Origin of the sequence: Streptomyces sp. NPDC005374 (genome assembly GCF_042872225.1) — a bacterium.
Taxonomy (GTDB): Bacteria; Actinomycetota; Actinomycetes; order Streptomycetales; family Streptomycetaceae; genus Streptomyces.
Genome location: NZ_JBIAKA010000033.1, coordinates 1 through 26,472, shown reverse-complemented (window position 1 = coordinate 26,472; position 26,472 = coordinate 1). Strand labels below are relative to the sequence as shown.

24 protein-coding genes, 1 tRNA gene and 1 pseudogene are annotated in these 26,472 nt (G+C 70.9%); 11 read left to right on the top strand and 15 right to left on the bottom strand.

What is annotated here, in order from left to right; genetic code table 11:
- Nucleotides 1-13: 13 nt before the first annotated feature.
- From ACFYRX_RS45815 to ACFYRX_RS45800, 4 genes are all read right to left on the bottom strand, one after another.
- A complete protein-coding gene (locus ACFYRX_RS45815; protein WP_389113257.1) occupies nt 14-478 on the bottom strand; it encodes a hypothetical protein in 465 nt (154 codons plus the stop codon).
- Between the two features lie 78 nt (nt 479-556).
- Nucleotides 557-1,162: a lytic polysaccharide monooxygenase gene (locus ACFYRX_RS45810; RefSeq protein WP_389113255.1), complete on the bottom strand. Its 606-nt coding sequence runs from the start codon at nt 1,160-1,162 to the stop codon at nt 557-559.
- A gap of 97 nt (nt 1,163-1,259) precedes the next feature.
- Nucleotides 1,260-2,369, bottom strand: a complete 1,110-nt coding sequence (locus tag ACFYRX_RS45805) for an SPFH domain-containing protein (RefSeq protein WP_389113253.1) — start codon at nt 2,367-2,369, stop codon at nt 1,260-1,262.
- 66 nt (nt 2,370-2,435) lie between these two features.
- The gene (locus tag ACFYRX_RS45800) at nt 2,436-3,746 is read right to left on the bottom strand and encodes a peptidoglycan-binding protein (protein ID WP_389113251.1); all 1,311 of its coding nucleotides are present in this window, start codon (nt 3,744-3,746) and stop codon (nt 2,436-2,438) included.
- A 153-nt stretch (nt 3,747-3,899) separates the two neighbouring features.
- Between ACFYRX_RS45800 and ACFYRX_RS45795 the strand changes: the two genes are divergently transcribed.
- The 3 genes from ACFYRX_RS45795 (at nt 3,900) to ACFYRX_RS45785 (ending at nt 8,596) form a co-directional block, all read left to right on the top strand.
- Nucleotides 3,900-3,973, top strand: a tRNA-Lys gene (locus tag ACFYRX_RS45795).
- A 697-nt stretch (nt 3,974-4,670) separates the two neighbouring features.
- Nucleotides 4,671-6,662: a glycosyltransferase family 2 protein gene (locus tag ACFYRX_RS45790; RefSeq protein WP_389113249.1), complete on the top strand. Its 1,992-nt coding sequence runs from the start codon at nt 4,671-4,673 to the stop codon at nt 6,660-6,662.
- The gene (locus ACFYRX_RS45785; RefSeq protein WP_389113248.1) at nt 6,659-8,596 is read left to right on the top strand and encodes a galactose oxidase-like domain-containing protein; all 1,938 of its coding nucleotides are present in this window, start codon (nt 6,659-6,661) and stop codon (nt 8,594-8,596) included. The genes ACFYRX_RS45790 and ACFYRX_RS45785 overlap by 4 nt, the downstream gene beginning before the upstream one ends.
- A 191-nt stretch (nt 8,597-8,787) precedes the next feature.
- Here the strand turns inward: ACFYRX_RS45785 and ACFYRX_RS45780 are convergent, their stop codons facing one another.
- Nucleotides 8,788-9,828, bottom strand: a complete 1,041-nt coding sequence (locus ACFYRX_RS45780; protein ID WP_389113247.1) for a glycoside hydrolase family 6 protein — start codon at nt 9,826-9,828, stop codon at nt 8,788-8,790.
- A 166-nt stretch (nt 9,829-9,994) separates the two neighbouring features.
- On the opposite strand from ACFYRX_RS45780, the gene ACFYRX_RS45775 reads away from it, so the two are divergent.
- Nucleotides 9,995-10,771 carry a GAF and ANTAR domain-containing protein gene (locus tag ACFYRX_RS45775; protein WP_389113245.1) on the top strand — a complete coding sequence of 259 codons (777 nt, stop codon included), beginning with the start codon at nt 9,995-9,997 and terminating at the stop codon, nt 10,769-10,771.
- 304 nt (nt 10,772-11,075) lie between these two features.
- On the opposite strand, the gene ACFYRX_RS45770 is transcribed toward ACFYRX_RS45775, so the two are convergent.
- Nucleotides 11,076-11,777 carry a class F sortase gene (locus ACFYRX_RS45770; protein ID WP_389113243.1) on the bottom strand — a complete coding sequence of 234 codons (702 nt, stop codon included), beginning with the start codon at nt 11,775-11,777 and terminating at the stop codon, nt 11,076-11,078.
- Nucleotides 11,778-11,783: 6 nt separating this feature from the next.
- A complete protein-coding gene (locus tag ACFYRX_RS45765; RefSeq protein WP_389113242.1) occupies nt 11,784-12,311 on the bottom strand; it encodes a hypothetical protein in 528 nt (175 codons plus the stop codon).
- Nucleotides 12,312-12,523: 212 nt separating this feature from the next.
- On the opposite strand from ACFYRX_RS45765, the gene ACFYRX_RS45760 reads away from it, so the two are divergent.
- Nucleotides 12,524-13,303: an HAD-IIA family hydrolase gene (locus tag ACFYRX_RS45760; protein ID WP_389113241.1), complete on the top strand. Its 780-nt coding sequence runs from the start codon at nt 12,524-12,526 to the stop codon at nt 13,301-13,303.
- Between the two features lie 29 nt (nt 13,304-13,332).
- On the opposite strand, the gene ACFYRX_RS45755 is transcribed toward ACFYRX_RS45760, so the two are convergent.
- Together ACFYRX_RS45755 and ACFYRX_RS45750 are read right to left on the bottom strand one after the other, a co-directional pair.
- Nucleotides 13,333-14,034, bottom strand: coding sequence for a hypothetical protein (locus tag ACFYRX_RS45755; protein WP_389113240.1), 702 nt, complete (start codon nt 14,032-14,034; stop codon nt 13,333-13,335).
- Nucleotides 14,035-14,146: 112 nt separating this feature from the next.
- Nucleotides 14,147-15,268 (bottom strand): ROK family protein, encoded by a 1,122-nt coding sequence (locus ACFYRX_RS45750; RefSeq protein ID WP_389113238.1) that lies wholly within the window; start codon nt 15,266-15,268, stop codon nt 14,147-14,149.
- A gap of 48 nt (nt 15,269-15,316) precedes the next feature.
- Between ACFYRX_RS45750 and ACFYRX_RS45745 the strand changes: the two genes are divergently transcribed.
- The 3 genes from ACFYRX_RS45745 (at nt 15,317) to ACFYRX_RS45735 (ending at nt 17,851) form a co-directional block, all read left to right on the top strand.
- Nucleotides 15,317-16,390, top strand: coding sequence for a Gfo/Idh/MocA family oxidoreductase (locus tag ACFYRX_RS45745; RefSeq protein WP_389113237.1), 1,074 nt, complete (start codon nt 15,317-15,319; stop codon nt 16,388-16,390).
- Nucleotides 16,387-16,911 carry a heme-degrading domain-containing protein gene (locus ACFYRX_RS45740; protein ID WP_389113235.1) on the top strand — a complete coding sequence of 175 codons (525 nt, stop codon included), beginning with the start codon at nt 16,387-16,389 and terminating at the stop codon, nt 16,909-16,911. Before ACFYRX_RS45745 ends, ACFYRX_RS45740 begins: the two co-directional genes overlap by 4 nt.
- Nucleotides 16,912-16,978: 67 nt before the next feature.
- Complete coding sequence (locus tag ACFYRX_RS45735; protein WP_389113233.1) at nt 16,979-17,851, top strand: LLM class F420-dependent oxidoreductase; 873 nt, start codon at nt 16,979-16,981, stop codon at nt 17,849-17,851.
- Nucleotides 17,852-18,073: 222 nt separating this feature from the next.
- Here ACFYRX_RS45735 and ACFYRX_RS45730 read toward each other — a convergent pair whose 3' ends face one another.
- The 4 genes from ACFYRX_RS45730 to ACFYRX_RS45715 all read right to left on the bottom strand — a co-directional run bounded on the left by ACFYRX_RS45730 (nt 18,074) and on the right by ACFYRX_RS45715 (nt 20,736).
- Nucleotides 18,074-18,931 (bottom strand): fumarylacetoacetate hydrolase family protein, encoded by an 858-nt coding sequence (locus tag ACFYRX_RS45730; RefSeq protein WP_389113232.1) that lies wholly within the window; start codon nt 18,929-18,931, stop codon nt 18,074-18,076.
- 116 nt (nt 18,932-19,047) lie between these two features.
- Entirely contained in the window at nt 19,048-19,773 is a 726-nt protein-coding gene (locus tag ACFYRX_RS45725) for a YidC/Oxa1 family membrane protein insertase (RefSeq protein WP_389113230.1), read from the bottom strand.
- Nucleotides 19,774-19,860: 87 nt separating this feature from the next.
- The gene (locus ACFYRX_RS45720) at nt 19,861-20,172 is read right to left on the bottom strand and encodes a DUF6412 domain-containing protein (protein WP_389113229.1); all 312 of its coding nucleotides are present in this window, start codon (nt 20,170-20,172) and stop codon (nt 19,861-19,863) included.
- Between the two features lie 36 nt (nt 20,173-20,208).
- The gene (locus ACFYRX_RS45715) at nt 20,209-20,736 is read right to left on the bottom strand and encodes a winged helix-turn-helix transcriptional regulator (RefSeq protein ID WP_389113227.1); all 528 of its coding nucleotides are present in this window, start codon (nt 20,734-20,736) and stop codon (nt 20,209-20,211) included.
- A gap of 68 nt (nt 20,737-20,804) precedes the next feature.
- On the opposite strand from ACFYRX_RS45715, the gene ACFYRX_RS45710 reads away from it, so the two are divergent.
- Nucleotides 20,805-22,196 (top strand): MFS transporter, encoded by a 1,392-nt coding sequence (locus tag ACFYRX_RS45710; RefSeq protein WP_389113226.1) that lies wholly within the window; start codon nt 20,805-20,807, stop codon nt 22,194-22,196.
- 390 nt (nt 22,197-22,586) lie between these two features.
- Here the strand turns inward: ACFYRX_RS45710 and ACFYRX_RS45705 are convergent, their stop codons facing one another.
- Nucleotides 22,587-23,363: a class E sortase gene (locus ACFYRX_RS45705; RefSeq protein ID WP_389113224.1), complete on the bottom strand. Its 777-nt coding sequence runs from the start codon at nt 23,361-23,363 to the stop codon at nt 22,587-22,589.
- A 317-nt stretch (nt 23,364-23,680) separates the two neighbouring features.
- Here ACFYRX_RS45705 and ACFYRX_RS45700 point away from each other — a divergent pair, with 317 nt between their 5' ends.
- Nucleotides 23,681-25,153, top strand: a complete 1,473-nt coding sequence (locus ACFYRX_RS45700) for a beta-1,6-galactanase (protein ID WP_389113222.1) — start codon at nt 23,681-23,683, stop codon at nt 25,151-25,153.
- 112 nt (nt 25,154-25,265) lie between these two features.
- Nucleotides 25,266-26,285, top strand: a complete 1,020-nt coding sequence (locus ACFYRX_RS45695) for an SEC-C metal-binding domain-containing protein (RefSeq protein WP_389113220.1) — start codon at nt 25,266-25,268, stop codon at nt 26,283-26,285.
- Between the two features lie 89 nt (nt 26,286-26,374).
- Here the strand turns inward: ACFYRX_RS45695 and ACFYRX_RS45690 are convergent.
- Nucleotides 26,375-26,472 (bottom strand): annotated as a pseudogene (locus ACFYRX_RS45690) (hydrolase); the annotation flags it as partial.

The following is a 26,472-nucleotide window of genomic DNA, read 5'->3' as shown; positions in this document are numbered from 1 at the left end:
CAGATGTGGAGGGTCAGAACCCGCCCGCGTTCGCACCCGAGGACATCTCGGCGAAGGTGACCATGAAGCCGACACAGAACACCACGACGACACCGAGAACCACGAGGGTGCCGAACGCGGCCACCGCGTGCCTGGCGCTGCCGGGCGCCTGGGCCGTGGCGACGATCCCGGGGCCGGCGGTGTGGTGGACGGTGACGATGTCGCCCTCGACCGTGGTCCCCGGACCGTCCTCCTCCTCGAAGCGGACGACCTGACCGTCGCGGGTCGTGAACTCGTACACGTGGTGCAGGGTGGTGCGCACCCGGGTGTCGCCGCTACCGCCGTGGGTCGTCGTGTACGCCCGCAGACAGCGCGCCTCGGCCGTCAGGCCGCTGTTCCAGGCACTGCGGATCTGGAGCCAGCGCCGCAGCACGCGGTACCCGGCGAAGACGGCCCCGGCCATGATCAGGCCGGGAAGGAGGTAGAAGAAGGCGTCCATGATGCATCCCCCGAGGTCACGTGGTGCTCGTGTGGGGGAACGTACCCCGGGGGAAGCCTGGACTGTCTCAAGCAATGCTCAGAACGTGACGTCCGAGCAGGCGTAGAACGCGTTCGTGGTGTCGGCGACCGTCCACACCGCGACGATGACGTGCCGTCCGCTGAGCCCGGACGGCAGGGTGCCGCTGTGCGAGAGGGTCGAGGGTGGCCGCTGACCGTTGTAGGGGACGGTCAGGAACGGGGTGAGGTTGAGGTCGGAGCGGGCCAGGTTGTGGTTCTGGTTCCAGCCCGCCCTGGTGACGTAGTACTTGAAGTCGGTCGTGGCGTGCATGGCGGTGAACTGCCAGCGGAACGTGTAGTTCTGACCGGCCGTCACCTTCGTCGCCGGCCAGGCGGTGCCCGACGGCGTCCTCGGTGCGCTGAGCTGGCTGAAACGGCTCGCGCCGCCGTTGCATATCTGGCCGTCGGCGGGGCCCGCGGCCGGGAAGCCCTTGAGGCCCTCGACGCTCTGCGGCTCCCACTGGATGTCGCCGCAGTTCGTCACGGTGCCGTTCTGGCAGAGCTTCTGCCTGCTGATGGGGAGGTCGGTGTAGCCGTGGCCGCTCGCACCGCCGGACGAGAGCACCAGCGCGCCCGTCGTCGTGAGCCCGAGCGCGGCGGCGTACCACTTGGTCTTTCTGCGCATGCTGCCGCTCCTGGAGAACGTGGGGGATGTTCCGTGAGGCGTGCAGGTCTAGACCAAGTCCCAGAATATTGCCGTTACTTGAGCATGTCCAGACCAATCACTGGCCCGTTTCTCCCCGCCCCGAACAGAACGCCACCGTCAGGTCCTTGACCAGCGCCTTGCGTTCGTAGTCGTCCAGTTCCACCAGACCCCGCACGGTCAGCCGGGTCACCGTGTCCTCCACCGAGTCCACGACCGACGTCAGCACGGTGGCCCGGTGCTGGGCGTCCAGCGCGGCGATGCGGCGGCGGTGCATCGCGGCGGCGACCTCGGGGGCGTACTCGACGCGCAACGGCTGGACCGAGAACACCTCGACGCCGACGGGCGCGGTCTCCGCGGCCACCAGCCGGGTCAGCGCCTCTCCGGCCATGTCGGCCGAACCGCGGCCGGACCCCGGCGCCTCCACCGCGACCCTGGCCAGCGCCGCCTCGACGCACTCACGCAGATACGTCTCGTGGTCGTCGACGCCCAGCGTGGCCCGCGCGGTGTCCCGCACCCGCCACACCACCAGCACGACGACCCGCAGCGCGACCCCGCTCGCGTCGGCGGCCGGCAGCGGCTCACCGCGCCAGTGCCGCAGCCGTACGTCGACCCGGCGGCGCAGCAGCAGCGGGTTGACCCACATCAGGCCGGTGCGCCGGACGGTTCCCCGGTAGCGGCCGAACAGCCCGAGCACCCAGGCCCGCCCGGTCCGGCCGCGCGCCAGCCCGCCGAAGCCGAACAGCCCGAGGGCACCGGCCCCGGCGTAGGCCGCCCACTGCGCCGGACCGAGACCCGCTCCCGCGTACGACGGCAGCCGCAGCGCCTCCAGGGCGAGCGGCGGCAGCACGCCCGCCCACCACGAGGTGACCGCGCACCCGGCCAGCCCGCAGGCGCCGGCGAGTACGCCGACCGAGCCCGGCAGCACCCGTGCGGGGCGCTCGAACAGTTCGGGGTCGACCTCGGGGGCCGGACGCGAGGCGGCCTGGACGGGCCTGCGCAGTCGGGGCTGCTCCCCGGTGCCCTGCCGGCGCGCGACCACCGCGGGCCTCAACGGCACGGACACCGGGTCCGGGTCGTCACGGAACAGGAGATGGACCGGGATCTCGGTGGTCGCCTCGTTCTGGATGAGCCGGGCGGGGCGGGCGTGCCCCTCGGACTCCGGTGTGGGTGAAGTGGTCGTGCTCATGCGTGTCTCCAGCCTCCGCGCCAGATGTCACAACGGGTGATGACGACGGGTGATGACGGCGGGTGCTTACGAGAAGAGCCGCCGCCAGGTCTCCGGGCCCGGGTAGCCGTCCGCCGCGCCGCCCCGCCAGCCCTGGGCACGCTGGAAGGCCTCCACGTTGCGCCGGTCCGACTCGCCCCAGCGTGGCCCCGGGGGGCTCGTGTAGTACTTGCCGAACCCCTTCTTGACCAGCTGCTTTCCGAGCCGGGCGACGAACTCGTTGCTCGCGCCGGACCGGAACATCGCGCGGCCGGGGTAGCCGGGGACACCGTGCGAGGAGGGTGCCGGCGGTCCCGCGGCGCCCGCGTCGACGTCCTTGCCGCCGCCGGTGCTCAGCAGTGCCCAGGTCTGCGCCCCGGGCAGCCCGTCCGCGTCCGGGCCCCGCCAGCCCTGCGCCTGCTGGAACGCCTGGGTGGCCCTGCGGTCCGCGTCCGTCCAGCGGGGGCCGGGACCGGAGGTGTAGTAGCGCCCGGCACCACGCTCGACGAGCATGCGGCCGAGCTGGGTGACGTACTTGTTGTTGGCCCCGGGACCGAAGTAGGCGGCCCCGGGGTAGGGCGTCACCTCAGGCGACTCGGGCTTGGCGGTGTCCGGCTCGTCGGTGCCCGGTTCGGCGCCCGCGGTACCGCCCGCGAGCCCCTTGTACCGGTAGGCGACGTACCGGGCCGAGTTGCTCCAGTAGGCGTACGGGGTGGCCTGCTTGCGGGCGTACGGGCGGGTCTCCTCGTAGGCGAGGTAGTAGGTGTGCGTGTAGTCCGTCCAGCCGCCGAAGATGACGACGTGGGAGCCGTTCTCGGGGTTGGCCGGGTTGTGGAAGAGCAGGATGTCGCCGGGCTGGAGGTCGTCCCTGGCGATCCGCACCCCGTACTGGTCGAGGCTGCCCGTCCACTCGTTGCCCGGGAGGTTCCAGGCCATGGAGACGAAGCCCGAGCAGTCCTGCCGGTAGCCGTCGCCCCAGTACGCGGACATGCTGTACGGCACCTTCGCGGCGACCCACTGCTTGGCGCGCCTGATGATGTCGGCGCGGGTGGTGACCGGCGTCTTGACGACCGCCGGCCTGCCACCGGGACCGTGCAGCGGGGCCTTGTCACCCTGGGGGGTGTCGGGTTCGTCACCCGCGGGGACGCTCGGCCGGGAGGGGGCGTGGGGGGCGGCGAAGGCCGGGGCCGTGTGCATCACGCCGAGGGCGGTGGAGGCCGCGGCGGCGAGGATCACGGCCCGGGTGGCGGCGGCCGGGTGCCCGCCGGTCGAGCGCGGGAGGACACGCCGCCAGTGGACGCAACCGGGGCAGTCGCAGTCGTCCGCGGGATCGATTTCCTCGAATACCGGAGTCTCCATGCGACGCCCCTCACACTCCAGATCGAAATGTCCGCAACTGTGCACATTCGTCAGTTTCTCAACTGTCGCCCCGACGCGCATGCTGACGGTCCGAATGATGTACCGCGAGCCGGGGCACCCTTCCGCGTCGGGTACAGTTGCGCAGGTCAGCAGGCGCCGCTAGCTCAGTTGGTTAGAGCAGCTGACTCTTAATCAGCGGGTCCGGGGTTCGAGTCCCTGGCGGCGCACCTGTGAAGGGCCTCTCGTGAGAACGAGGGGCCCTTCGGCGTATCCCCACGCCCGCCGCGAGACCGGCTGGGGGTCTGGGGGTTATCCCCCAGAAGACACAGCATCAGCGGGTCCGGGGTTCGAGTCCCTGGCGGCGCACCGGCGGTGTCTGGCCTCTCGTGAAAGCGGGGGGCCTGACATGTTTCAGGCGGATCACTCTGACGCTCCACATCCAACCGGAGTTCGACAGAGGCGGCCGTGGGCCCGGGGGCCCCCGGAAAAAGGCAGCAGGCGAGGCACACCCGCCACACCAGGACGGTTCGAGTCCCTCGCGGCGCACCGGCACGGGAGGCCCCTCGCTCAGGCGGGGGGCTTCTTGCATGTCAGGCGCCACAATGAACGCGTATGACCGGTAAACACCGCGTTTCGCATCTTGCGATCATGATGAGCCCCGTAGAACCCTGGTTTTCAAGATGCTGCGTATACGCGGCAGTTGGGGGGCAAGGAGCCGGTTGTCGGTCTTGCGGGGAAAGGGGGCCCCGTTGCCGAGGATGCCGAGGGGGGCGTCTGCAACCGGGAGGGCGCGGTTACCCGTCTATTGGTGTGAATTGTGGTGACTGCGGCCCACCACTGATACGTCTGTGAAGGTCGAGGGGGACCGGAGCAGTCGTAAGGAACCGACGACACGCGGTTGATCCGCGTGTGGGGGGATGACTCATGACGTCGACGCCGACGGGCGCCCGGCAGAACTTCGACCCGTCCGAAACCACTCAGCTCAGGCTGTCATCGCATCGGACCGGCGCGCTGGGCCGGATAAAGAAGACGCTTCCGAAGTACGACTACGAGCACTACAGCCGACTGGCAGGTCCCCTCACACAGCCCGATCCGGGCAAGCCGTACAAGGTGCAGTACCGCTCGCTGATCTCGCAGGAACCGCACCGCATCCGGGTCGCCCTGATGCTCGCCGCCGCGCCGCTGCTCTCGCTGGTCCTGCTGGCCTGGCTGCTGCAGCCCGAGCACTGGACCGAGCGGGACTACCCGGCCTTCTCCTGGCTGCCGGCGCTGGACATCGTCATGCTCGTCTCGATCGGCCTGATCGAGTTCTTCCGCTGCATGAACGTGCTGTCCAACGCGCACGCCACCCTGGTCGCCCGGGACCCGATCCCGGTGGTGCCCGAGACCGGCACCAGAGTCGCCTTCCTCACCTCCTTCGTGCCCGGCAAGGAGCCGCTGGAGATGGTGACCAGAACACTGGAAGCCGCGGTGAAGATCCGCCACCGCGGCCTCCTGCATGTCTGGCTCCTGGACGAGGGCGACGACCCCGCGGTCAAGGAGGTGTGCGCCCGGCTCGGCGTGCACCACTTCTCCCGCAAGGGCGTCGAGAAGTGGAACCGGCCCAAGGGCCCGCACCGCGCCAGGACCAAGCACGGCAACTACAACGCCTGGCTGGACGCGCACGGCGACCACTACGACTACTTCGCCTCCGTGGACACCGACCACGTCCCGCTGCCCAACTACCTGGAGCGGATGCTCGGCTTCTTCCGCGACCCGGACGTCGGCTTCGTGATCGGCCCGCAGGTCTACGGCAACTACGACAACTTCGTCACCAAGGCCGCCGAGTCCCAGCAGTTCCTCTTCCACGCGCTGATCCAGCGCGCCGGGAACAAGTACGGCTCCCCGATGTTCGTGGGCACGTCCAACGCCGTACGGATCAGGGCGCTGCAGCAGATCGGCGGGCTGTACGACTCGATCACCGAGGACATGGCGACCGGTTTCGAGATGCACCGCCACAGGAACCCGGCCACCGGCCGCAAGTGGCGCTCGGTCTACACCCCGGACGTGCTCGCGGTCGGTGAAGGGCCCAGCGCCTGGACGGACTTCTTCACCCAGCAGATGCGCTGGTCGCGGGGGACGTACGAGACGATCCTCAAGCAGTACTGGAAGGGCTGGTACTCGCTGCCGCCGAGCAAGCTCTTCAACTACACGATGATGATCATCTTCTACCCGATGTCCGCCCTCAACTGGATCCTCGCGGCCCTGAGTTGCGCGCTGTTCCTGGGCCTGGGCGCATCGGGTGTGAACATCGACCCGACCGTGTGGCTGATGCTCTACGGCAACGCCTCCGCGCTCCAGATCGGCCTGTACATCTGGAACCGCCGGCACAACGTCTCCCCGCACGAGCCCGAGGGTTCCGGCGGCGTGGCGGGCATGGTGATGTCGGCGCTGTCCGCCCCGCTGTACGCGAAGGCGCTGGTCGACTCGCTGCTGCGGCGCAAGAGCAAGTTCGTGGTCACGCCCAAGGGCGACTCGGCCAGCCCCGACCGGTGGTTCGCGACCTTCCGGTACCACTGGTACTTCATCGCCATCTTCGGTGGCTCGATCGGCGTCGGTATCGCCCGCGGGCACTCACATCCCGCCATGGTCATCTGGGCGATCTTCGCCCTGCTGATCACCGCGACGCCGATCCTCACCTGGCGGCACATGCTGCGGCAGGCGAGGAGGAAGCAGGCGGGAGGGGCTCCGGCGGCCGTGGTCCCGGCTCAGGTTCCGGCGCAGCCGCAGTACCAGCCGCAGCCGCTGCCGACCCAGCACGCCCCGGCCCACAAGCCGACCTGGGCCGCCGCCTCGCACTCGGGCACCGCGGGCGACGGGGGCACCGACCAGACCATGCAGATCGCCCTTGGCGGACTTGGGGGACGTAAGGAATGAACGACCGTGCAGGCCGCCGCCGCGCCCGACGGCTCGCGATCGGTACGGCGGTGGTGCTCGCGCTGGCCGGGATGAACGGGCCGTGGCTGTATCGCTTCGGGACGCAGAAATACCACCAGTACCAGATCAACAGACCCGAGTACAAAGCCGAGAACGGCAAGTGGGAGGTCGTCCAGTTCCCCGAGGAGTACCGCCAGAACACCATCCACGCGGCGCTGTTGCGCACCGGGAAGGTGCTGCTGGTGGCGGGTTCGGGAAACGACCAGGACAACTTCGACGCGAAGAGGTTCGACACCCGGGTCTGGGACCCGGTCAAGGGCACCATCAAGAAGGTGGACACGCCCAAGGACCTGTTCTGCACCGGGCACACACAGCTGGCGAACGGCAATCTGCTGATCGCCGGCGGCACCAAGCGGTACGAGAAGCTCAAGGGTGACGTCACCAAGGCCGGCGGCCTGATGATCGTCCACAACGAGAACCCGGACCGGCCGGTCACCCTGCCGGCGGGCACCAGGTTCACCGGCAAGGAGGGCGGCAGGACCTTCGTGTCCAAGGACCCGGTCGTCGTGGAGCGGGCCACGAAGGTCTTCGACAAGAAGACCGGGAAGTTCCTGCGCAACGACCCCGGGCTCGGGCGTATCTACGTCGAGGCGCAGAAGAGCGGCCGCAAGTACGAGACCGGCACCCAGGACAACTACCGGATCCAGGGGCTCACCGGGACCGACGCCCGCAACACCTACGGCATCGCGCAGAAGCTCGCCCTCGACAAGAAGGACTTCCAGGGGATCCGGGACGCCTTCGAGTTCGACCCGGTCGCCGAGAAGTACATCAAGGTCGACCCGATGAAGGAGGCCCGCTGGTATCCGACGCTCACCACTCTGAGCGACGGGAAGATCCTCAGTGTCTCCGGGCTCGACGACATCGGGCAGCTGGTGCCGGGCAAGAACGAGGTCTTCGACCCGAGGACCAGGAAGTGGACGTACCTCCCGAAGGTCCGCCAGTTCCCGACCTACCCGGCGCTGTTCCTCATGCAGAACGGCAAGGTCTTCTACTCGGGGTCCAACGCGGGGTACGGGCCGGACAACGTGGGCCGGGTACCGGGCGTCTGGGACGTGGCCGACAACGAGTTCACCAAGGTCCCGGGGCTCAGCGACCCCGGCGAGATGGAGACGTCCGGGACCGTGCTGCTGCCTCCGGCACAGGACGAGAAGTTCATGGTGATCGGGGGCGGCGGGGTCGGTGAGTCCGCGCGGTCCAGCGATCGGACGCGGATCGTGGACCTGAAGGCGGACAGCCCGAGGTTCGTGGACGGGCCGACGCTGGAGAAGGGGACGCGGTATCCGCAGGCGTCGATCCTTCCCGACGACAGCGTGCTGGTGTCCGGGGGGTCGGAGGACTACCGGGGCCGCGGTGACTCCAACATCCTTCAGGCCCGGCTGTACCACCCGGACACGAACACGTTCGAGTCGATGGCCGATCCACTCGTCGGGCGGAACTACCACTCCGGGTCGCTGCTGTTGCCGGACGGGCGGGTGATGTTCTTCGGATCTGACTCGTTGTACGGGGACAAGGCCAACACCAAGCCGGGTGTCTTCGAGCAGCGGATCGAGATCTACACGCCCCCTTATCTGTACCGGGACTCCCGGCCCTCGCTGTCCGGGGGGCCGCAGACGATCGCTCGGGGTGCGTCGGGGACGTTCACGTCTCCGCAGGCCTCGGTGATCAAGAAGGTGCGGTTGATCCGGCCGAGTGCGTCGACTCATGTGACCGATGTGGATCAGCGGTCCATCGAGCTCAAGTTCACGGTGTCCGGGGACAAGGTGAAGGTGACTGTGCCGGAGAACAAGAACCTCGTTCAGTCTGGGTGGTACATGTTGTTCGTCGACGACGATCAGGGGACGCCGAGCGAGGCTCAGTGGGTTCGGGTGCCGTAGCGCTCCCGCGGGTTGCCTTTCGGGTGCGGGAGCGCTGTGGCTGGTCGCGCAGTTCCCCGCGCCCCTAGGTGTCCGAGCCTTGCGCCAGTTTCAAGGCGTAGGCCGGCCACCGGCCGGCCCCGCGGGTGCCGTAGCGCTGTGGCTGGTCGCGACCACGCGGCGCAGCCGCAGATCGGTACAGCCCCGCGCCCCTAGGTGTCCGAGCCTTGCGCCAGTTTCAAGGCGTAGGTCGGCCACCATTGGCCTGCCTTCGGGCCGCCCTTGCATTCGCCGTCTGATTCGCCGGGCCTCTTGACCCACAGGTAGGCGTCCACGAGGGAGTCGGCCGTCTTCGTCGTCGGGGTCTCGCCGAGCGCCCTGCCCGGGGGGTTGCACCAACGCTCGTTCTCTTCACCGGACTTGTAGGGGCCGTTGCCGTTGCGGCTGGTGTCGATGACGAAGTGTTTGCCGCCCACCTTGGCGGAGAGTTCCTTGCCGTAGGTGATGGAGTCCTCGGTGGAGTAGAAGTTGGAGACGTTCACCGAGAAGCCGTCGGCCTCGGCGATGCCGGCCCGCTTGAGGGGGTCGAAGATCTGGTCGGGGTGGCCCCAGCCCGCGTTGCCCGCGTCCAGGTAGACCCGGGTGTTCTTCAGGGACTTGAGCTTCTTGACGGCGTCGCCGAGGAGGTCGTAGCGCTCCTCGTGGAAGTCGTCCTCGGTGCAGCCGTCGACGAGGTGGAGCACGGCGTCCGGTTCGAGGACGACCGTCGCCGCGCGGTCGCCGATGCCCGCGGCCACACCGTCGATCCAGGTCCGGTAGGCGTCGCCGTCGGCGGCGCCGCCCTGGGAGTACTGGCCGCAGTCGCGGTGCGGGATGTTGTAGAGGACCAGGAGAGCCGTACGGCCGGCCTTGTCGGCGGCCTCGGTGAAGCCGCGCGCCTCCTGCTCCGGGTTCTCCGGACCGATCCACTCGCCGGTGGGCTGCTGGGCGATCTTGCGGATCTGCTCGGCCTTGTCGTCCTGGCCGCTCTTCGCGTACGCGGCGACCTGCTTGGCCGCGTTGCCCGCGGGGTTGACCCAGAACGGGTCGGCCTCCTTGGGCTGCTGGGTGATCGCGGCACCGGTCCTGTCGCCTTCGCCCGTCTCGTCGCCGTCCCCCGACGACGAACACGCGGCGAGCAGCAGTGCCGCCCCCAGCACCGCCGCGGAAGCCCGTGCACGGGTTCCGTTCCTGGCCCCCCTGCTGACGTACATCCAATTCCCCCCTGGGTGCACCATGCCAAGTCTCAATCGTGACACACCGGGCACGCCGCCCACGAGGTCACCGGAGCCTTGTCCAGGAGCTGTTACAGCCCCGAAGGTCGGGGTAGATGCGCGTCTGGATGGGGGGCGCTCGTCGAAGAAGGGGAGTGCTTCTGGGATGCGGGACGCCATCAGGGAGATCCGGCTGGCCTCGGCGCTGGTGGAGGCGGCGGACACCCTCGACGAGGGGTTCGAGTCCACCCGGTACCTACAACGGATGTCCGACCACTGCGTGGAGTTGCTGAACGCCTGGGCGGCCGGGGTGATGCTGATCGACGGAGGCCGGTCGGTGGCGCTGGCCGCCAGCAGCCGGCACGAGGACGTGGCGCTGGAGCTGCTGGCGGCGCAGCACGGCGGCGGGCCCTGCGTGGACAGCTACGGCACCGGAAAGCCCGTACCGCCCGTCTCCATCCGGGTCGCCCACGCGAGCGCCCGCTGGCCCGACTTCACCGAACGAGCGCTCCGGCACGACATCGTGACGACCTACGCGGTCCCGCTGCGCCGGCGCGAGAACCTGCTCGGCGCCCTCAACGTGTTCGTGCCGACGCTGCCCGACAACCCCCCGGCCGATGTCGCGCCGGAGCTGCACATCGCCCAGGCCCTCGCCGACGCCGCCGCCCTCGGCCTGCAGAACCGCCGCACCTGCGACCAGTACCGCACCCTGTCCGGGCAGTTGCAGGAAGCCCTGTCCAGCAGGGTCCGCATCGAACAGGCCAAGGGCATGCTCGCCGAGCGCTGGAACGTCCGCGCCGACCAGGCGTTCGTCGCGCTCAGGCAGTACGCGCGACGACACCAGCTGCCGCTGGACCGGGTGGCCAGCGCGGTCATCGAGGGCCTCGCGGACGACGCCGAGCTGGGCCGGGAGCTGGAGGGAAACGCCGACGGACCCGCGTAGGCCCCTCGCCACCAGGTCGTAGGACCCTTCGCCACCAGGCCGTATGACGGAGAGCCACGCATCGGGTCTTGGCGTCAACCAGCCTCTAGGCCAGGGCACCCATCCGCTCTACAGTCTTCTCATACGGCCCCAGCCCCTGGCCGACTCAGCACCCACCGAGCCTCAAGGCCTCCCGCGCCGTCGCCGGGTTACTCCCGCAACCCGAGCGCGCGCGGTCGAGGACCAGCCCGGTCGGCGACTTCGGGGGGAGCGGGTCGCCGACCGGGCCAGGTGAAGGACCGGGGTTACGCGAGGCCGGTGCCGGTCAGCGGCCGGTGCCGGTCAGGTACGCCGAGACGACGACGTTCGCCGTGTAGCTGCGGCTGGTGCGGTCGAAGGTGCCGCCACAGGTGATCAGCCGCAGTTCGGCCCGCCCCGACGTGCGCTGCCCGTAGGCCCGTCGGGCGTCGAAGCGGTCCCGGGTGAGGACCTGGACGTCGTCGACGGTGAACTCGGCGACCTTGCCGTCGTCGCGGATCACCCGGATCCTCTCGCCGGGCTTGAGGGCGCTGATCCGGTAGAAGACCGCGGGCCGGGTCTCGGTGTCGACGTGGCCCACCATCAGCGCGGTCCCGGCGGCTCCCGGTTTCGCGCCGGCCGCGTACCAGCCGACGACCCCGGGCTGGTCGAAGGGCGGCGGGTCGGGGGCGCCCCGCGGGTCCAGGCCACGGGCCACCACCGGTGCCTGCACTCTGAGGTCCGGGATGTCCAGGCGCTGCGGTCGCGCGTCCGCCAAGGGCCGTGCGGCGGGCGGGAGTTCGACCTCCGGGGGGCGGCCGACCGCGGCCACGTCACCCGTGGTCGGCGCGGACCCGACGTGCCGTATGTCGCTCACCTCGCGGCCCCACAGCCACAGTCCGAGCAGCAGCATGGCCCAGGCCACGCCGGTCAGCAGGCGTCCGGTCCCGGAGACACGGTCCCGTCCGGCGGGTTCGTCAGCGCCCTGGTCGGTGAAGCGGTCGGACATCGCCGGTCAGTCCGTCCCGCGGCTCCGGCGGCTGCTGCGCAGCACGACGGCCACCGCCGCGACTCCGGCGAGCACCAGACCGGTCACCGCGTGCCCGGTGCCGGGGCCGGTGGCACGGGGCTGCATGGTGGACAGGTGGGTGGCGGTCCAGCCGCCGCCCGCGTCGACGGGGGCGGCGGGGGACGCGGGGGCGGTGGTGCTCTTGTCCCCTACGACGGTGATCCGGCCCTTCACCTCGAAGTCGGCGCAGGTGATCCTCACGTCGTAGGAGCCGGGCTCGGCCGAGGAGCGGACCCGGGTCTGGCCGGCGAGGCTGCCGCCGGCCCCGGTAAGTCTGGCGTCCGCGACGAACGCGGCCGAGGCGGCGGTGGCGGTCTTCCCGGCGCAGCCGGTGACCCGCAGCGTGAGGTCGGTGCCGGGGGCCGGGGACGACGGGGTCACCGAGACGCTTCCGCCGTCCGCCGCCTGTGCGACCGGGGCGAAGGCGGCGACGGCCAGGACCGCGGTACAGAGAGTGAGGCGTAGGGAACCCATCGTGAACCTCCAGATACCTGGAGAATCCCCCGGGGAGCCCGGCTCCGCATCCCGGGGCGGTCCGGCACTGCTCCACTCGGGTCCCCGGGTCCGGGGCCGCGGTGCGGGAGGTGACCGCGAGGTGAGATGCCCGAGCAGGGGCGTTGCCGCCGTGGGGCGACTGCATAGCATTGGGCGTCTCACACGTACGCATGCACCAGGAGTCCGCACCCATGACAGAGCGCAAGCCCATCGAATCGTGGCTCACCGACATGGACGGGGTGCTGATGCACGAGGGGGTCCCGGTGCCGGGCGCGGACGCCTTCATCAAGAAGCTGCGGGATTCGGGACGCCCGTTCCTGGTGCTGACGAACAACTCGATCTACACCGCGCGTGACCTGCACGCCCGGCTGATCCGGATCGGCCTCGACGTGCCGACGGAGAACATCTGGACCTCCGCCCTGGCCACGGCGAGTTTCCTGGACAACCAGCACCCCGGCGGGACCGCCTATGTGATCGGGGAGGCGGGCCTGACCACGGCGCTGCACGACGCCGGGTACGTGCTGAGCGACTCCGATCCCGATTTTGTGATCCTGGGCGAGACCCGGACGTACTCCTTCGAGGCGTTGACCAAGGCGATCCGGCTGATCAACAACGGTGCCCGTTTCATCGCCACCAACCCCGACAACACCGGCCCCTCCCCCGAGGGCGCGCTTCCGGCGACCGGGTCCGTCGCCGCGCTGATCACCAAGGCGACCGGCAAGGAGCCGTACTTCGTCGGCAAGCCCAACCCGCTGATGATGCGGACGGCGCTGAACACCATCGGCGCGCACTCGGAGACCAGCGCCATGATCGGCGACCGGATGGACACGGACGTCCTGGCCGGGCTGGAGGCCGGGATGGAGACCTTCCTCGTGCTGACCGGGCTGACGAGCAGGGCCGACGTCGAGCGGTACCCGTATCGGCCGACGAAGGTCGTGGACTCCATCGCGGATCTCGTGGACCGCGTCTGACGGTCGCCCTCCCCTGACTCGCGGCCGGGTCAGCGGCGTCTGCGTGCCAGCAGGATCGCTCCGCCGGTGACGAGGAGGACGACGACGGTGGCGGCCATCGCGACGCCGGGCGTGCCGAGGCCGGTTCGGGCGAGTTCGTCGGCGAAGGGCAGCGGGGTGTCGCTCGTCCCGGGGGCCGGGGTGCGGTCCGGTCCGGCGTCGATGCCGAACCGGTAGTCGTTGGACTGCCCGACCCAGTCCCCGTCGTCCGTGTGTCGCTGTACGACGGCCGCGGCGGCGGTGATGTCGTTCGGGACGGCGTCCGAGGTGATGCCGAGCCGGATCTTCACGGTCAGGGTCCGGCCGGGTGCGACGGTGAAGCCGGGGAAGCCGTCGTCGAAGGCGCCGACCAGTTCGTTCGCGTCGGTCGCCTCGAGGCCGACGGGGTGGGGGCGCTCGCCGTCGTAGAACTCCAGACGGGCCTGGGAGGGTTCGAGTGCGTTCTTGTCGTCGACGAGGACGACGACGGGGTGGATGTCCGTGCGGGTGCGTGCGGTGGTGTTGGTGAGGTCCAGGTACCAGGTCCCGAGGCCGCCACCGGCCACATAGGTGTCGGGGCCGCCGTGGATACGGGTGGTGATCGGGAATCCGTGCGGGTCGGGGCCGGGATCGGCGTGTGCGCGCGGCATGGGCGCGGTCAGGAGGGCGGCTGCCGCTGCGAGGCTGACGGAGACAGGCGTACACAGTCGCATGAACACATGACCATGGCGGACGGAGGCGGCCGGACGGCGACGCCATTCCGCCGGGCGCCCTCGAACGGTCCCCGGAGACCGCCCGATCGGCCGACCGCACGCCGTTGCTCTGTCAGCCGTCGGTCCTTCCGAACAGAGGTCCCAGCAGCAGCTGCGCCGCCCCCTGCGCGACCACCCGGGCACCACCGGGCGCGAGCCGTACCGGTACGGCGTCCTCGCCCCGGGCGCGCTCCGCCAGTGCGGCGGCGACTCCCCGTACGAACACCTCCGGTGCCGCGGCGACCGTACGGCCGCCCAGCAGCACGAGGTCGATGTCCAGCAGCCCGACGAGGTTCGCGGCACCGGCGCCCAGCACCCGGGCCGCCTCCCCCGCGTCCGCTCGGGACACCGCCGCCAGGCACAGTGCCTCGATGCACCCCCGGTTCCCGCAGGTGCACGGCGGCCCGTCCAGCTGCACGACCTGGTGCCCGAACTCCCCCGCCCCCGTCCGGGCCCCCCGGTGCACCGCCCCGCCGATCACGAGTCCGGCGCCCAGTCCCGTCCCCAGGTGCAGATAGGCGAAGGAGCCGCCGCCGCCCTCGCCGGCCACCGCCAGCCCCAGCGCCGCCGCGTTGGTGTCCTTGTCCACCACGACCGGCACCCCCAGCCGCCGCGCCAGCACGTCACGGAGGGGGAAGCCGTCCCATCCGGGAAACCCCGTGACCCGGCGCAGGACTCCGCGCACATGGTCGAGGGGGCCGGGCAGGGCGACGCCGACGCCGAGCAGGGAGGGGATGCCGGAGAGGGCGGCGTCCCCGGGGAAGGTTCCTCGGAGCGCCTCCCCGACCACGCGCTCGGCCTCCCCCACCACGGCCTCGGCGCCGGCCCCCAGATCCAGCGGAGCACTCCGCTCGGCCACGACACTCCCGTCGAGGTCGACGACCAGTGCACGCAGCGCGTCCCGGTCGAGGTGGACTCCGACCGCGTGGCCCGCCTCGGGGACCAGCCGCAGTACGGTTCGCGGTTTGCCGCCCGTGGAGGCGCGGCGCCCCGCCTCCGCCGCGAGGCCCTCGTCCCGCAGCCGTGCGGTGATCTTGCTGACGGCCTGGGGAGTCAGCCCGGTGCGCTCGGCGAGCTCCAGCCGGCTGATCCCGTCGGCGCCCGCCCGCCGCAGCAGGTCGAGCACGAGCGCGGCGTTGTGGCTGCGCAGGGCCAGGAGGTTGACGCCGCCGTTCGTCCTGTTCACGCCGCCCATTGTCCTCGGCGCTTGCACTTTGGCAACACCGTTGCGAAAGTGGACGGCATGACTGCTGCTGACCTCCGCGTGGGCCTCGTCGGCTACGGCCTCGCGGGCTCCGTCTTCCACGCCCCGCTGATCGCCGCCACCGAGGGCCTCACCCTCGACACCGTGGTCACCTCCCACCCCGAGCGGCAGGAACAGGCCCGCGCCGAGTTCCCGGACGTCCGTACGGTCACGAGTGCCGACGAGCTGTTCGCGCGCGCGGCCGACCTGGACCTCGTGGTGATCGCGTCCCCCAACAGGACGCACGTCCCGCTCGCCACCACCGCCCTGGAGGCGGGCCTGCCGGTCGTGGTCGACAAGCCGATCGCCGGCACGGCGGCCGAGGCACGCGCACTCGCCGCCCTCGCCGAGGAGCGCGGCCTGTTCCTGTCCGTCTTCCAGAACCGGCGCTGGGACAACGACTTCCTGACCCTGCGCCACCTCCTCGACGAGGGCGAACTGGGTAACGTATGGCGGTTCGAGTCCCGTTTCGAGCGGTGGCGGCCGCAGCCGAAGGGCGGCTGGCGCGAGTCCGGCGACCCCGCAGAGGTCGGAGGTCTCCTGTACGACCTCGGAAGCCACGTCGTCGACCAGGCCCTGACCCTCTTCGGGCCCGCCGTCTCCGTGTACGCCGAGGCGGACATCCGCCGCCCGGGCGCCTCGATCGACGACGACACCTTCCTCGCGATCACCCACGCGAACGGTGTCCGCTCCCACCTGTACGTCTCCGCCACCACCGCCCAACTCGGCCCCCGTTTCCGGGTGCTGGGCTCGAAGGCGGGCTATGTGAAGTACGGCCTCGACCCGCAGGAGGCGGCACTGCGGGAGGGCGAGCGCCCCGGCACGCCGGACGGCTGGGGCCGGGAGCCCGAGTCGGCGTGGGGCCGGCTCGGCGCAGGCGAGTCCCCCCTGACCGGCGGCGGCAGCCCCGTACCGACCCTGCCCGGCGACTACCCGGCTTACTATGCGGCCGTGGCCAGGGCCCTGACCGAGGGCGGCACCAACCCGGTGACCGCGCTGGAGGCGGCCGCCGCCCTCGACGTACTGGAGGCGGCACGCCGTTCGGCCCGCGACGGAGTGGCGGTGCAGCTGTGACGCACAACACCGGGCTGACCCCGAAGTTCCAGCCGGAACTCACCCCGCCCCTGGAGGAGCTGGAGGCGCAGGAACGCCACCTGGTCTTCCGGCAGTTCACGTACGAGGACGCGTGGGCGCTGGGCTCTCTCCTCGTCGAACTGGCCCGGGAGCGGCAGGCTCCCGTCGCCATCGACATCCACCGCGGCGGCCAGCAGCTCTTCCACGCCGCCCTCCCCGGCTCGACCCCGGACAACGACGCGTGGATCGACCGCAAGCGCCGGGTCGTCGAGCGCTACGGCTCCGCGTCCTACCTGGTCGGCGCCCGCTTCCGAGCCAAGGGCAGCACCTTCGAGGAGTCCTCGCGCCTGGATCCCGACGCGTACGCGGCCCACGGCGGCTCCTTCCCGGTCACCGTGGAGGGCGTGGGCGTCGTCGGCACGGTGACGGTGTCGGGGCTGCCGCAACTCCAGGACCACCGGTTCGTCGTGGAGGCACTGGAGCAGTTCCTGGGCCGGGACGAGCGAGGCCGGGAGGACTGACGGGAAGATCCCGAGGCACCCGCCGGTTGGCACCCGTGACCGCACACCGACCGGAGGAGATCATCCGATGACCGTCAAGGACCTGAAGGAAGCCGTCGGACGGTACGGCATCTGGAACGGCGGCGGGCTGCGCTCGGAGGAACCGGACCGCCGCGGCGAGATCGCCGAAGCAGCGGCAGAGTTGGAGGAGTTGGGCTACGGCGCCCTCTGGCTCGGCGGCAACAGCAACGCCGACCACGCCGCCCCGCTGCTGGAGGCGACCTCCGAGATCGTCGTGGGCACCAGCATCCAGAGCATCTGGGAGCACGAGCCCGAGGCCGCCGCGGCCCGGTACGCCGAGGTCGACACGGCCCACCCCGGCCGCTTCGCCCTGGGCCTCGGCGTCAGCCACGCCAAGCTCGCGGACCAGTACCGCCGCCCCTACTCGGCGCTGGTCGCCTACCTGGACGCCCTCGACAAGGCCGGCGCCCCCGCGCACGGCCGCCTCCTGGCAGCGCTGGGCCCGAAGACCCTGGAGCTCTCCCGGGACCGCGCGGCCGGTGCCATCCCGTACCTGGTGACCGCGGAGCAGACGGCCAGGGCCCGTGAGCTGCTGGGCGAAGTCCCGCTGCTGGCCCCGGAGTTGAAGGTCGTCCTCGAATCCGACCCGACCACGGCCCGCACTCTCGCCCGCAACTACCTTTCCCTCTACCTGGGCCTGCCCAACTACACCAACAACTTCCTCCGCAACGGCTTCACGGAGGACGACATCAAGGACGGCGGCAGCGACCGCCTGGTCGACGCCGTCTTCGCCTGGGGCGACGAGACGGCGATCCGGGCCCGCGTCGACGACTTCTTCGAGGCGGGCGCGGACCACGTGGCCCTGCAGATCGTGGACGGCGGCCCGCGCTACGACCTCCCGAGGGACGCCTGGCGCAGGCTCGCGTCGCTGCTGGCGTGACCTCAACCCGTTCCAGGGGCGCGGGGCTGTGTCGACAGGGGGCTCCGCCGCGGGGGCGCGACCGCACGCCACGGTGACGGTGTCGGGGCTGCCCCAGCTCCCGGTAGCTCCCGGTAGCTCCCGGGTCTTCGCGCCCAGCGCTGCGGGCAGCACCACTGAGCCCGGTGCCGCCGACGGCCGTCGGCGGACGCGCGCGGTGCCCCCGTTCTCCCCGCGGAGCGTCTACGCGTCCTTGAACTCCTGCCGCTGGCGCCCGAGTCCGGCGATCTCGAGCTCCACCACGTCGCCGGCCCGCAGGAAGGGCTTGGGCTCGGGCGCCCCCAGCGCCACCCCGGCCGGCGTGCCGGTGTTGATGACGTCACCGGGGTACAGGGTCATGAACTGGCTGACGTAGCGCACCACTTCGCCCACGGGGAAGATCTGCTCGGCGGTCGTGCCGTCCTGCTTCAGCTCCCCGTTGACCCACAGCTTCAGCGAGAGGTCCTGGGGGTCGCCGACCTCGTCCGCCGTCACCAGCCACGGGCCCAGGGGGTTGAACGTCTCGCAGTTCTTCCCCTTGTCCCAGGTCCCGCCCCGCTCGATCTGGAACTCCCGCTCGGACACGTCGTGCGCGACCGCGTACCCGGCGACATGGGCGAGACCCTCCTCCGCGGACTCCAGGTACCGGGACGTACGCCCGATCACGACCGCCAGCTCGACCTCCCAGTCGGTCTTCACCGACTTCCGGGGCACCAGGACCGTGTCGTAAGGACCGACCACGGTGTCCGCGGCCTTGAAGAAGATCACCGGCTCGGCGGGCGGCTCGGCGCCCGTCTCGCGGGCGTGGTCGTGGTAGTTCAGGCCGATGCAGACGATCTTCCCGATGCGCGCGACCGGCGGTCCGACCCGCAGCCCGGTGGCGTCCAGCGCGGGCAGTTCCCCGGCCTCCGCGGCCGCGCGGACCCGGCCGAGTGCCGCGTCGTCGGCGAGGAACGTCCCGTCGATGTCGTCCACGACACCGGACAGGTCCCGCAGGACCCCGTCGGCGTCGAGCAGCGCGGGCGTCTCCGTTCCCGCCGTACCGACTCGCAGCAGCTTCATGATCACTGTCTCCCTAGCTCGCGGGGTGTCGTCCGGCGGGTGCAGCCATCGGATGACTGGTCGATCCTCCAAGCTCGATGTCCACTCCGCAATACCCGGTTCACGGACTGGACCGCTCAGCGGTAGAGGGCCGCCCTCTCGACCGCGGCCCACGTCGAACTGGTCACCACGTACAGCGCTGCGGCCAGGGGCACCACGGCCACGGTGAAGAGCGTGAAGAACGACATGAAGGGCATCACCTTGCTCACCGCGCCCACCCCGGGCACCGCTTCCGCGCCCGGCTCGCCGGATGCCCCCGGCACCACCGGATTCGCGGCCATCATCCGCTTGGTGCGGCGGAAGTTGAAGCAGGCGACGACGGTGACCACGACGAACAGGCCGACGTACACGAGTCCGGCGCCGCCGAACGCCCCGCCGTCCCCCAGGGCGTCGGCCCACCGGCCGCCGAGCGGGGCGGTGAACAGCTCGTGGCTGAGCAGTTCGTTCGCCTTCCCGCCGATCGTCGTGTTGGAGAAGAGGTGGTACAGCAGGAAGAACGCGGGCAGCTGGAACAGCCCGGGCAGACAGCCGGACAGCGGTGAGACCTTCTCCTCGGCGTGCAGTTCCAGCATCGCCTTCTGGAGTTTCTCGGGGCTGCCCTTGTGCGTCCTGCGCAGTTCGGCGATCTTCGGCTGGAGCTTGGTGCGGGCCTTCTGACCGCGGGCGGAGGCGCGGGACAGGGGATGCACGAGCAGTCGTACGAAGGCGGTGAACAGGACGATCGCGGCGGCGGCCGCGGTGGCGCCGAAGAGGGGGTGGAGCAGGTCGGCGAGATGTTGGACCAGATCAGCGAAGACGGACATGGGTGAGCCCTCCGGGGGTCTCGTCGTGCCGGAAGTGACGAAGGCGGCATGACGACCCGCGCGGGGTGTCCTTGCAGGAGCCGTCCCCTACGCGACGGTCGCCGGGAGGGCGTGGCCGGGCGCTCGGGGGCGGGGGCGGCCCTTGGCGTCGGGGTCGCGTTGCGGGAGGAAGGCCGTACGGCGGGCGCGGTCACGGATGGCCGTACGGACCCGGGTGGGCGGCACCGCGGGCGCGCAGCGCGAGGCGATGAGCGAGCAGGCGGCGAACGCGGAGCCGGCCGCGGCGGTCGCGGCCAGCGCGACGGCGGCGGAGAGGCTGCCGGTGTCGAGCAGGACGACGTCGAGGACGAGGAGCAGCAGCGCAGCTGCGGGACGCACCGTGGTCCAGCCGCGGATCATGACACTCCCCCCTCTCTGTCTGCGGTCTCCCCTCGGTTATACCTGATCGACCAGGAGCGGCTGCAACAGCCTCTTCGGCTTGAGCAGGGCCCGGCTGACCGGGTCCGCGGGGTCGGGATCGAGTCCGGGGCCCGGGATCATGAGGACGTCCCCGACCGGTACGACGGTGGCGCAGGCGGGGCATTCGCCGTAGGAGCCGATCTCGGTGCCGCACTCCGCGTGCTGGAAGGTGCGCAGCGCGGGCTCGCCATGGTGTTCGCGGCCCCAGCGGCCGAGGGAGCGCATGGTGGGCCACAGGGCGATGCCGCGGTCGGTGACGACGTACTCGTCGCGGGGCGGCGACTCCTGGTAGCGGCGTTTTTCGAGGATGCCCTCCTCGGTGAGCATCTGGAGGCGGGCGGCCAGGACCGCGCGCGGGATGCCGAGGTGGACGAGGAAGTCGTTGTAGCGCCGGACGCCGTAGAGGGCGTCGCGGACGACGAGCAGGGTCCAGCGCTCGCCGACGATCTCCAGCGCGCGGGCGATCGAGCATTCCTGTGTCGCGTAGTCCTTGCCCAGTGCCATGACGCCCACTGTAACCAGTTTCCCCTAGTAGGTTCAATGAACGAACCTACTCTGTTACGGTGACGCCCATGGTTAGGTTCAATGAACGAACTCTCCCCGCTGCGAAGCCGTCGGCCGCCCCCGCGGAAGCACCCCCGCACCCCGGCGCCACCCTCGCGCTGACCAGCGCCGCCACCGTCGTGGCCCTGATGACGTACACCGCGCCGATGGTCACACTCCCCGAGGTCGCCGCCGCCCTGCACACCCCCGTGTCCGCCCAGGCCTGGCTCCTGAACGGCACCCCGCTCGGCCTCGCCGCCCTCCTCCTGGTCGCCGGCAGCCTCGCCGACGACTACGGCCGCCGCCGGATCTTCGTCGCCGGCACCCTGGCGCTGGGCCTCACCACCGCCCTCGGCGCCCTGACCTCGTCCACCTGGCTGTTCACCCTCGCCCGGATCGCCCAGGGCGCGGCCAGCGCGGCACTCCTCGCGAGCAGCCTGGGTCTGATCGTCCACGCCTTCCCCAGCCCACGCGGCCGACTGCACGCAACCGGGGTGTGGGGCGCCTTCGTGAGCGGCGGCATCGCACTGGGCCCGATCGTCACCGGCGCGCTGCCGAACTGGCGGATGGCGTACGGGGTTCTCGGCGCCGCCGCCGGGCTGGTGGCCGCCCTGTCCGCACGGTTCCTGTCGGAGTCCCGGGCCCCGCGCGGCGGCCGCCCCGACCTCGCCGGCGCGGTGACGTTCGGGCTGGCCCTGGTCGCCCTGGTGGCGGCGCTCACGCTCGGCCGGGACGGCTGGCTGCGGGCACCGGTGGGCCTGCTGCTGCTCGCGTTCACCGTGCTGCTGGGTCTGTTCGCCGCCGTGGAGCACCGCACGCGGACCCCGATGATCGACCTGGGCCTGCTCCGCCGACGCCACTTCCTCGCGTCCTCCTCCGGCGGACTGTTCACGGGGCTCGCCGTGATCGGCCTGTTCAGCTTCCTCCCGGCCCTGCTCCAGCAGACCCTCGGCCTGTCCGCGATGGACACGGCCTGGCTCTTCCTGCTCTGGTCCGGCCTGTCCTTCGCGGTGGCCCTCCAGGTGCGGCGGCTCGCGGGCCGGGTGCCGCCGCGATGGCAGCTCGCCATCGGCTTCCTGCTGCACGCGGCGGGCGTCCTGGCCATGCTGGGCTCACTCGACGCGGGATCCTGGCTACGGCTGCTGCCGGGCCTGATGATCGCGGGCGTCGGCAGCGGCCTCCTGAACGCCGCGCTTCCGCTGCTCGCGGTGGAGTCGGTACCGGCGGGGCGGGCGGCGATGGGCTCCGGCGCCCAGCAGACCTTCCGGTACATCGGCTCCTGCGCCGGAGTCGCCCTGACGATCGCGATCGCCACCTCGTCGGGAAGCGGCCTCGCCCACGGCGCGGACCTCGCGATGCTGGTGTCGGCGGGACTGGCGCTCGTCGCCGCCGCGAGTGTGGTGGGGCTGCGGGAGCGGTGAGGCCCTGGGGGCGGGCCGGTGTTGCGCGGCTGCTGCGCGGCGCTGGAGCGTTCGAGGCGGGCGATGCTGCGCGGCGGCGGAGGGTTCGACGTGGGCGTCAGTGCGCGGCGCCGCAGCGTCGGGGACAGCCGGTGCTGCGCAGGAACGTTCGAGGCGGCCGGTACCGCCCGGCGCCGGAACGTTCGAGGCGGGCGCCAATGCGCGGCGGCGGAGGGTTCGCGGACAGCCGGTGCCGCGCAGGAACGTTCGGGGCGGGCGGTGCTGCGCGGCGGCGGAGGGTTCAGGGACAGCCGGTGCTGCGCGGCGCCGGCGCGTTCGGGGTGGCCGGTGCAGGGATACCGGCGCCTTCGACGCGGTCCCGTTGCGAACCTCGCGAGAACGCCCACGTGCTCAACGCGGCCGCATCGACACGAGTTTGCCCCACACCACCAGGCGGTACCGGGAGGTGTACTCCGGGGTGCAGGTAGTCAGGGTTATGTAGTAGCCGGGGCGGGTGTAGCCGTAGGCGGGGTGGACCGTCGAACGCGGGATGCGGCGGATCACCCCCGAGTCGCGGGCCGAGGTCTGGCGGAGGGTCCGGTCCACGACGTACGTGTACACCGCGGCCTCGGTCTCCACCTGGATGGTGTCCTTCGGTGCGAGCCGGTTGATGTACCGGAAGGGCTCGCCGTGGGTGTTGCGGTGCCCGGCGAGCGCGAAGTTCCCTGCCTGGCCCGGCTGTTGGGCGCCCGGGTAGTGGCCGACGTACCCCTTGTTGAGCACGCTCTGCTTGCCGACACCCTCGGCGACGGGTACCCGGAGGTGGAGGCGGGGGATGGTGAGGACGGCGTACGACTGGGACCCTGCGGGGTTCGCGACGGTGACGTCCGGGATGGTGACGCGGACGCTCGCCTCGCCCGGGGCCGAAGAAGGGGACGTCGACGGGGACCCGGAGGAGGTGTCCGTGCCGGAGTCGGCGCCCGTGCCCGGCCCCCACTCCCGCTCCAGCGCCTCGACCTTGCGCTGAGCGCCCTCCTTGGCCTCCCGGTTGGTCCACCACAGCTGGTGCACGACGAGCAACAGCAGCACGACCCCGGCGGTGACCAGGAGTTCTCCACCGGTCCACCAGACCCGTCGGCGACGCTCGCGGCGACGCCGGGTTCCGTGCTCCAGGACGACGACCCGCATGGCGTACGTCTCCCTCCACCGGGCCCGCACGATAAGGGCTCCGCCGCCAAGTGGCCAGGCTTGCTACCCGCCCGGAGCCCGTTCGGAAGCCCGGCCATGGCCCCGTCCGGAACGACCACCCCTTGTCATAACCGTTGGAGAAATAGAAAGACCCATAGAAAGAAAGCGCTGTCACACCTCTCGACAACCCCACCCACCACACCTGATGCTTCGTGTTGGCACGCGGGGGACGAGTTGGGCGAGCCACTTGGTTTTCACTGCTCGGCCGCTGTTGAGGGACCGCGGCCGAGCCCCACAACGAGGTGGAGAAGACAGCCATGATCCGACGCAGAACGCTGCTGACAGCCGCAGGAGGAACCCTCCTCGGCAGCGCCCTTGCCACCGGCACCGCCCGTGCGGACGCCACGATCGCCGTCACCCCGGGTACGTCGTACGGCACTTGGGAGGGCTGGGGCACCTCCCTGGCCTGGTGGGCCAACGTGTTCGGCGCCCGGGACGACTTCGCCGACATCTTCTTCACCACCAAGTCGACGTCGTACAACGGCACTTCACTCCCCGGTCTCGGCCTCAACATCGCCCGCTACAACCTGGGCGCGAGCAGCTGGAACACGGTGAGCGGCTCGTCGATGGTCGCGTCGGCCAACATCCCGGCCTTCAAGCAGATCGAGGGCTTCTGGCAGGACTGGAACAACGAGGACCCGACGTCGAGCGCCTGGGACTGGACGGCGGACGCCAACCAGCGGGCGATGCTGGTGAAGGCGACGTCCAGGGGCGCGACCTCGGAGCTCTTCGCCAACTCCCCGATGTGGTGGATGTGTTCCAACCACAACCCGTCGGGCGCCTCGGGCGGCGGCAACAACCTCCAGACCTGGAACTACCGCCAGCACGCCTCGCACCTGGCCGCGACCGCCCTGTACGCCAAGAACAACTGGGGCGTGAACTTCGCGACGGTCGACCCCTTCAACGAGCCCTCGTCGGCTTGGTGGACGGATACCGGCACGCAGGAGGGCTGCCACATGGACTCGACGGTCCAGGCGGCCGTACTGCCGTACATGCGCAGCGAGTTGGACGCGCGCGGCCTGACGGGGACGAAGATCTCCGCGTCGGACGAGACCAGTTACGACCTCGCCCGTACCACCTGGAGCTCCTTCAGTTCGACGACCAAGGGGTACGTGAACCGGGTCAACGTGCACGGCTACCAGGGCTCGGGCGGCCGCCGGGACCTCCTCTACACGGACGTGGTGACCACGGCCGGCAAGGCCCTGTGGAACTCGGAGACCGGCGACAGCGACGGCACCGGCTACACCATGGCCTTCAACCTTCTCTACGACTTCCGCTGGCTGCACCCCACGGCCTGGGTCTACTGGCAGGTCATGGACCCGTCGTCGGGCTGGGCGATGATCGCGTACGACCAGTCCACCCTGCAGCCGACGGCGGTCCAGACGAAGTACTACGTCATGGCCCAGTTCGCCCGGCACATCCGCCCCGGGATGAAGATCATCGACACGGGTGTGAGCAACGCGGTCGCGGCCTACGACTCCTCGGCCAAGCGCCTGGTCATCGTGGCCCTGAACACCGCCACCTCGGCCCAGACCCTGACCTTCGACCTGTCGAAGTTCACCACGGTCACCGGCGGCTCCGGCGGCCTGGTCCCGCGCTGGAACACGGTGACGACGGGCGGCGACAAGTACACGCCGTACTCCAACACCTACCTGAACGGGAAGTCGGTGGCGGTGTCCTTCGCGGCGAAGGCGGTGCAGACGCTCCAGATCGACGGTGTGACGATCTGAGCCCGGTGCGGGCCGGGTGCCGGCCGGGTGCCGGACGCCGTCGATGTGCCGTACGGCCCCTGGTCTGCACCTCTCTCCCTCCTGGTCACTGATCGGCAGTACGGTGTCATCCATGCGCCCCGACACGCCTGCCGAGAACGTCGACCACACCGCCGAAGCGGCACGCCTGGAGCGGACCGCCGACCGGTATCCCGAGGACGCCGAGGCCCTGCTCGTGCAGGCCGCGGCCCATCTGGAACTGGCCGGCGACCGCCCCGCCGCGACCACCCTCTACGACCGCCTGCTGGCCGCACAGGACGGCTTGGAGAACCCGTTTCTCGTCCGCGCCCTGAAGGCCTCGAACCTCTGGGAGTACGGCCACGAGGCCGAGGCCCGCGCGATCATCGAGGGCGTCCGCGTTGCCGCCCCCCGGGACCCGGCCCCCTGGGTGATCGTGGCCGAGGCGCTGGAGTCCCACGACGAGCTGGAGCAGGCGCACGAGACGTTCACGGACGGCGCGCGTGTGCTCCTGACGGACGTGGCGGAGCCGCCGTACTCCACCCACCCGCTGCTCTTCGGCCGCCACCGCGTCCGGCGGATGCTGGGCGTGGCCCACGACGAGTGGGACATGCTGGCCGACACCCTGCACTCGTCGCCGGGCTCGCGCGTCTCGCTGGACGAACTCCACGACCCGAAGCGCGTCTGGTCCCTCGGCTCGGACAACCCCGCGGAGCTGGAGGCGGAGATCTCCCGTCTGCGGGCCGAACTCGGCACGTTCAGGGAGGCGCTGTCCCGCCCCTTCCCGGTGGCGGTCCTGCACTGGCCGGCCGCCGAACTGGCCGAACTGGTGAACGCCTACCCGTCGTTGTCCTCGGAGTACCCCTCCCACGACGACCACCTCGCGACGATAGAGGCCTCCCTGCGCGAGCTGTCCTCCTCCGGCACCCAGAACCTGGGCATCGTCACAGGCACGGTCCCCTCGTACGAGGCGTTCGCGGCGTCGGAGGGCTCGTCCCCGGCGGACACGACCCTGCTCCCCCAGTACGCGACAACGCTGGCGGCGCGTGGACGTGCGGTGGAGTGGCCGCCGCAGCGGGGGACGGCGTGCTGGTGCGGTTCGGGTCGGGTCTACGGGGAGTGCCACGGGGAGTGAGCGCGCGAGAGTGACGGGGCGGGGCCCGAGAAGCTGTCGGCCGGCTTCTCGGGCCCGTTCTCTTGCGGTGACCCCTTTGCGGGTTACTCGCTCAGCCACTCGGTGGCGTTGAGGGCGAGGGCGGCGTTGGTGGCGCCGGTGTCGTTCCAGCCGTCGTAGAGGGTGTTGCCGGACTGGCCGGTGCCGT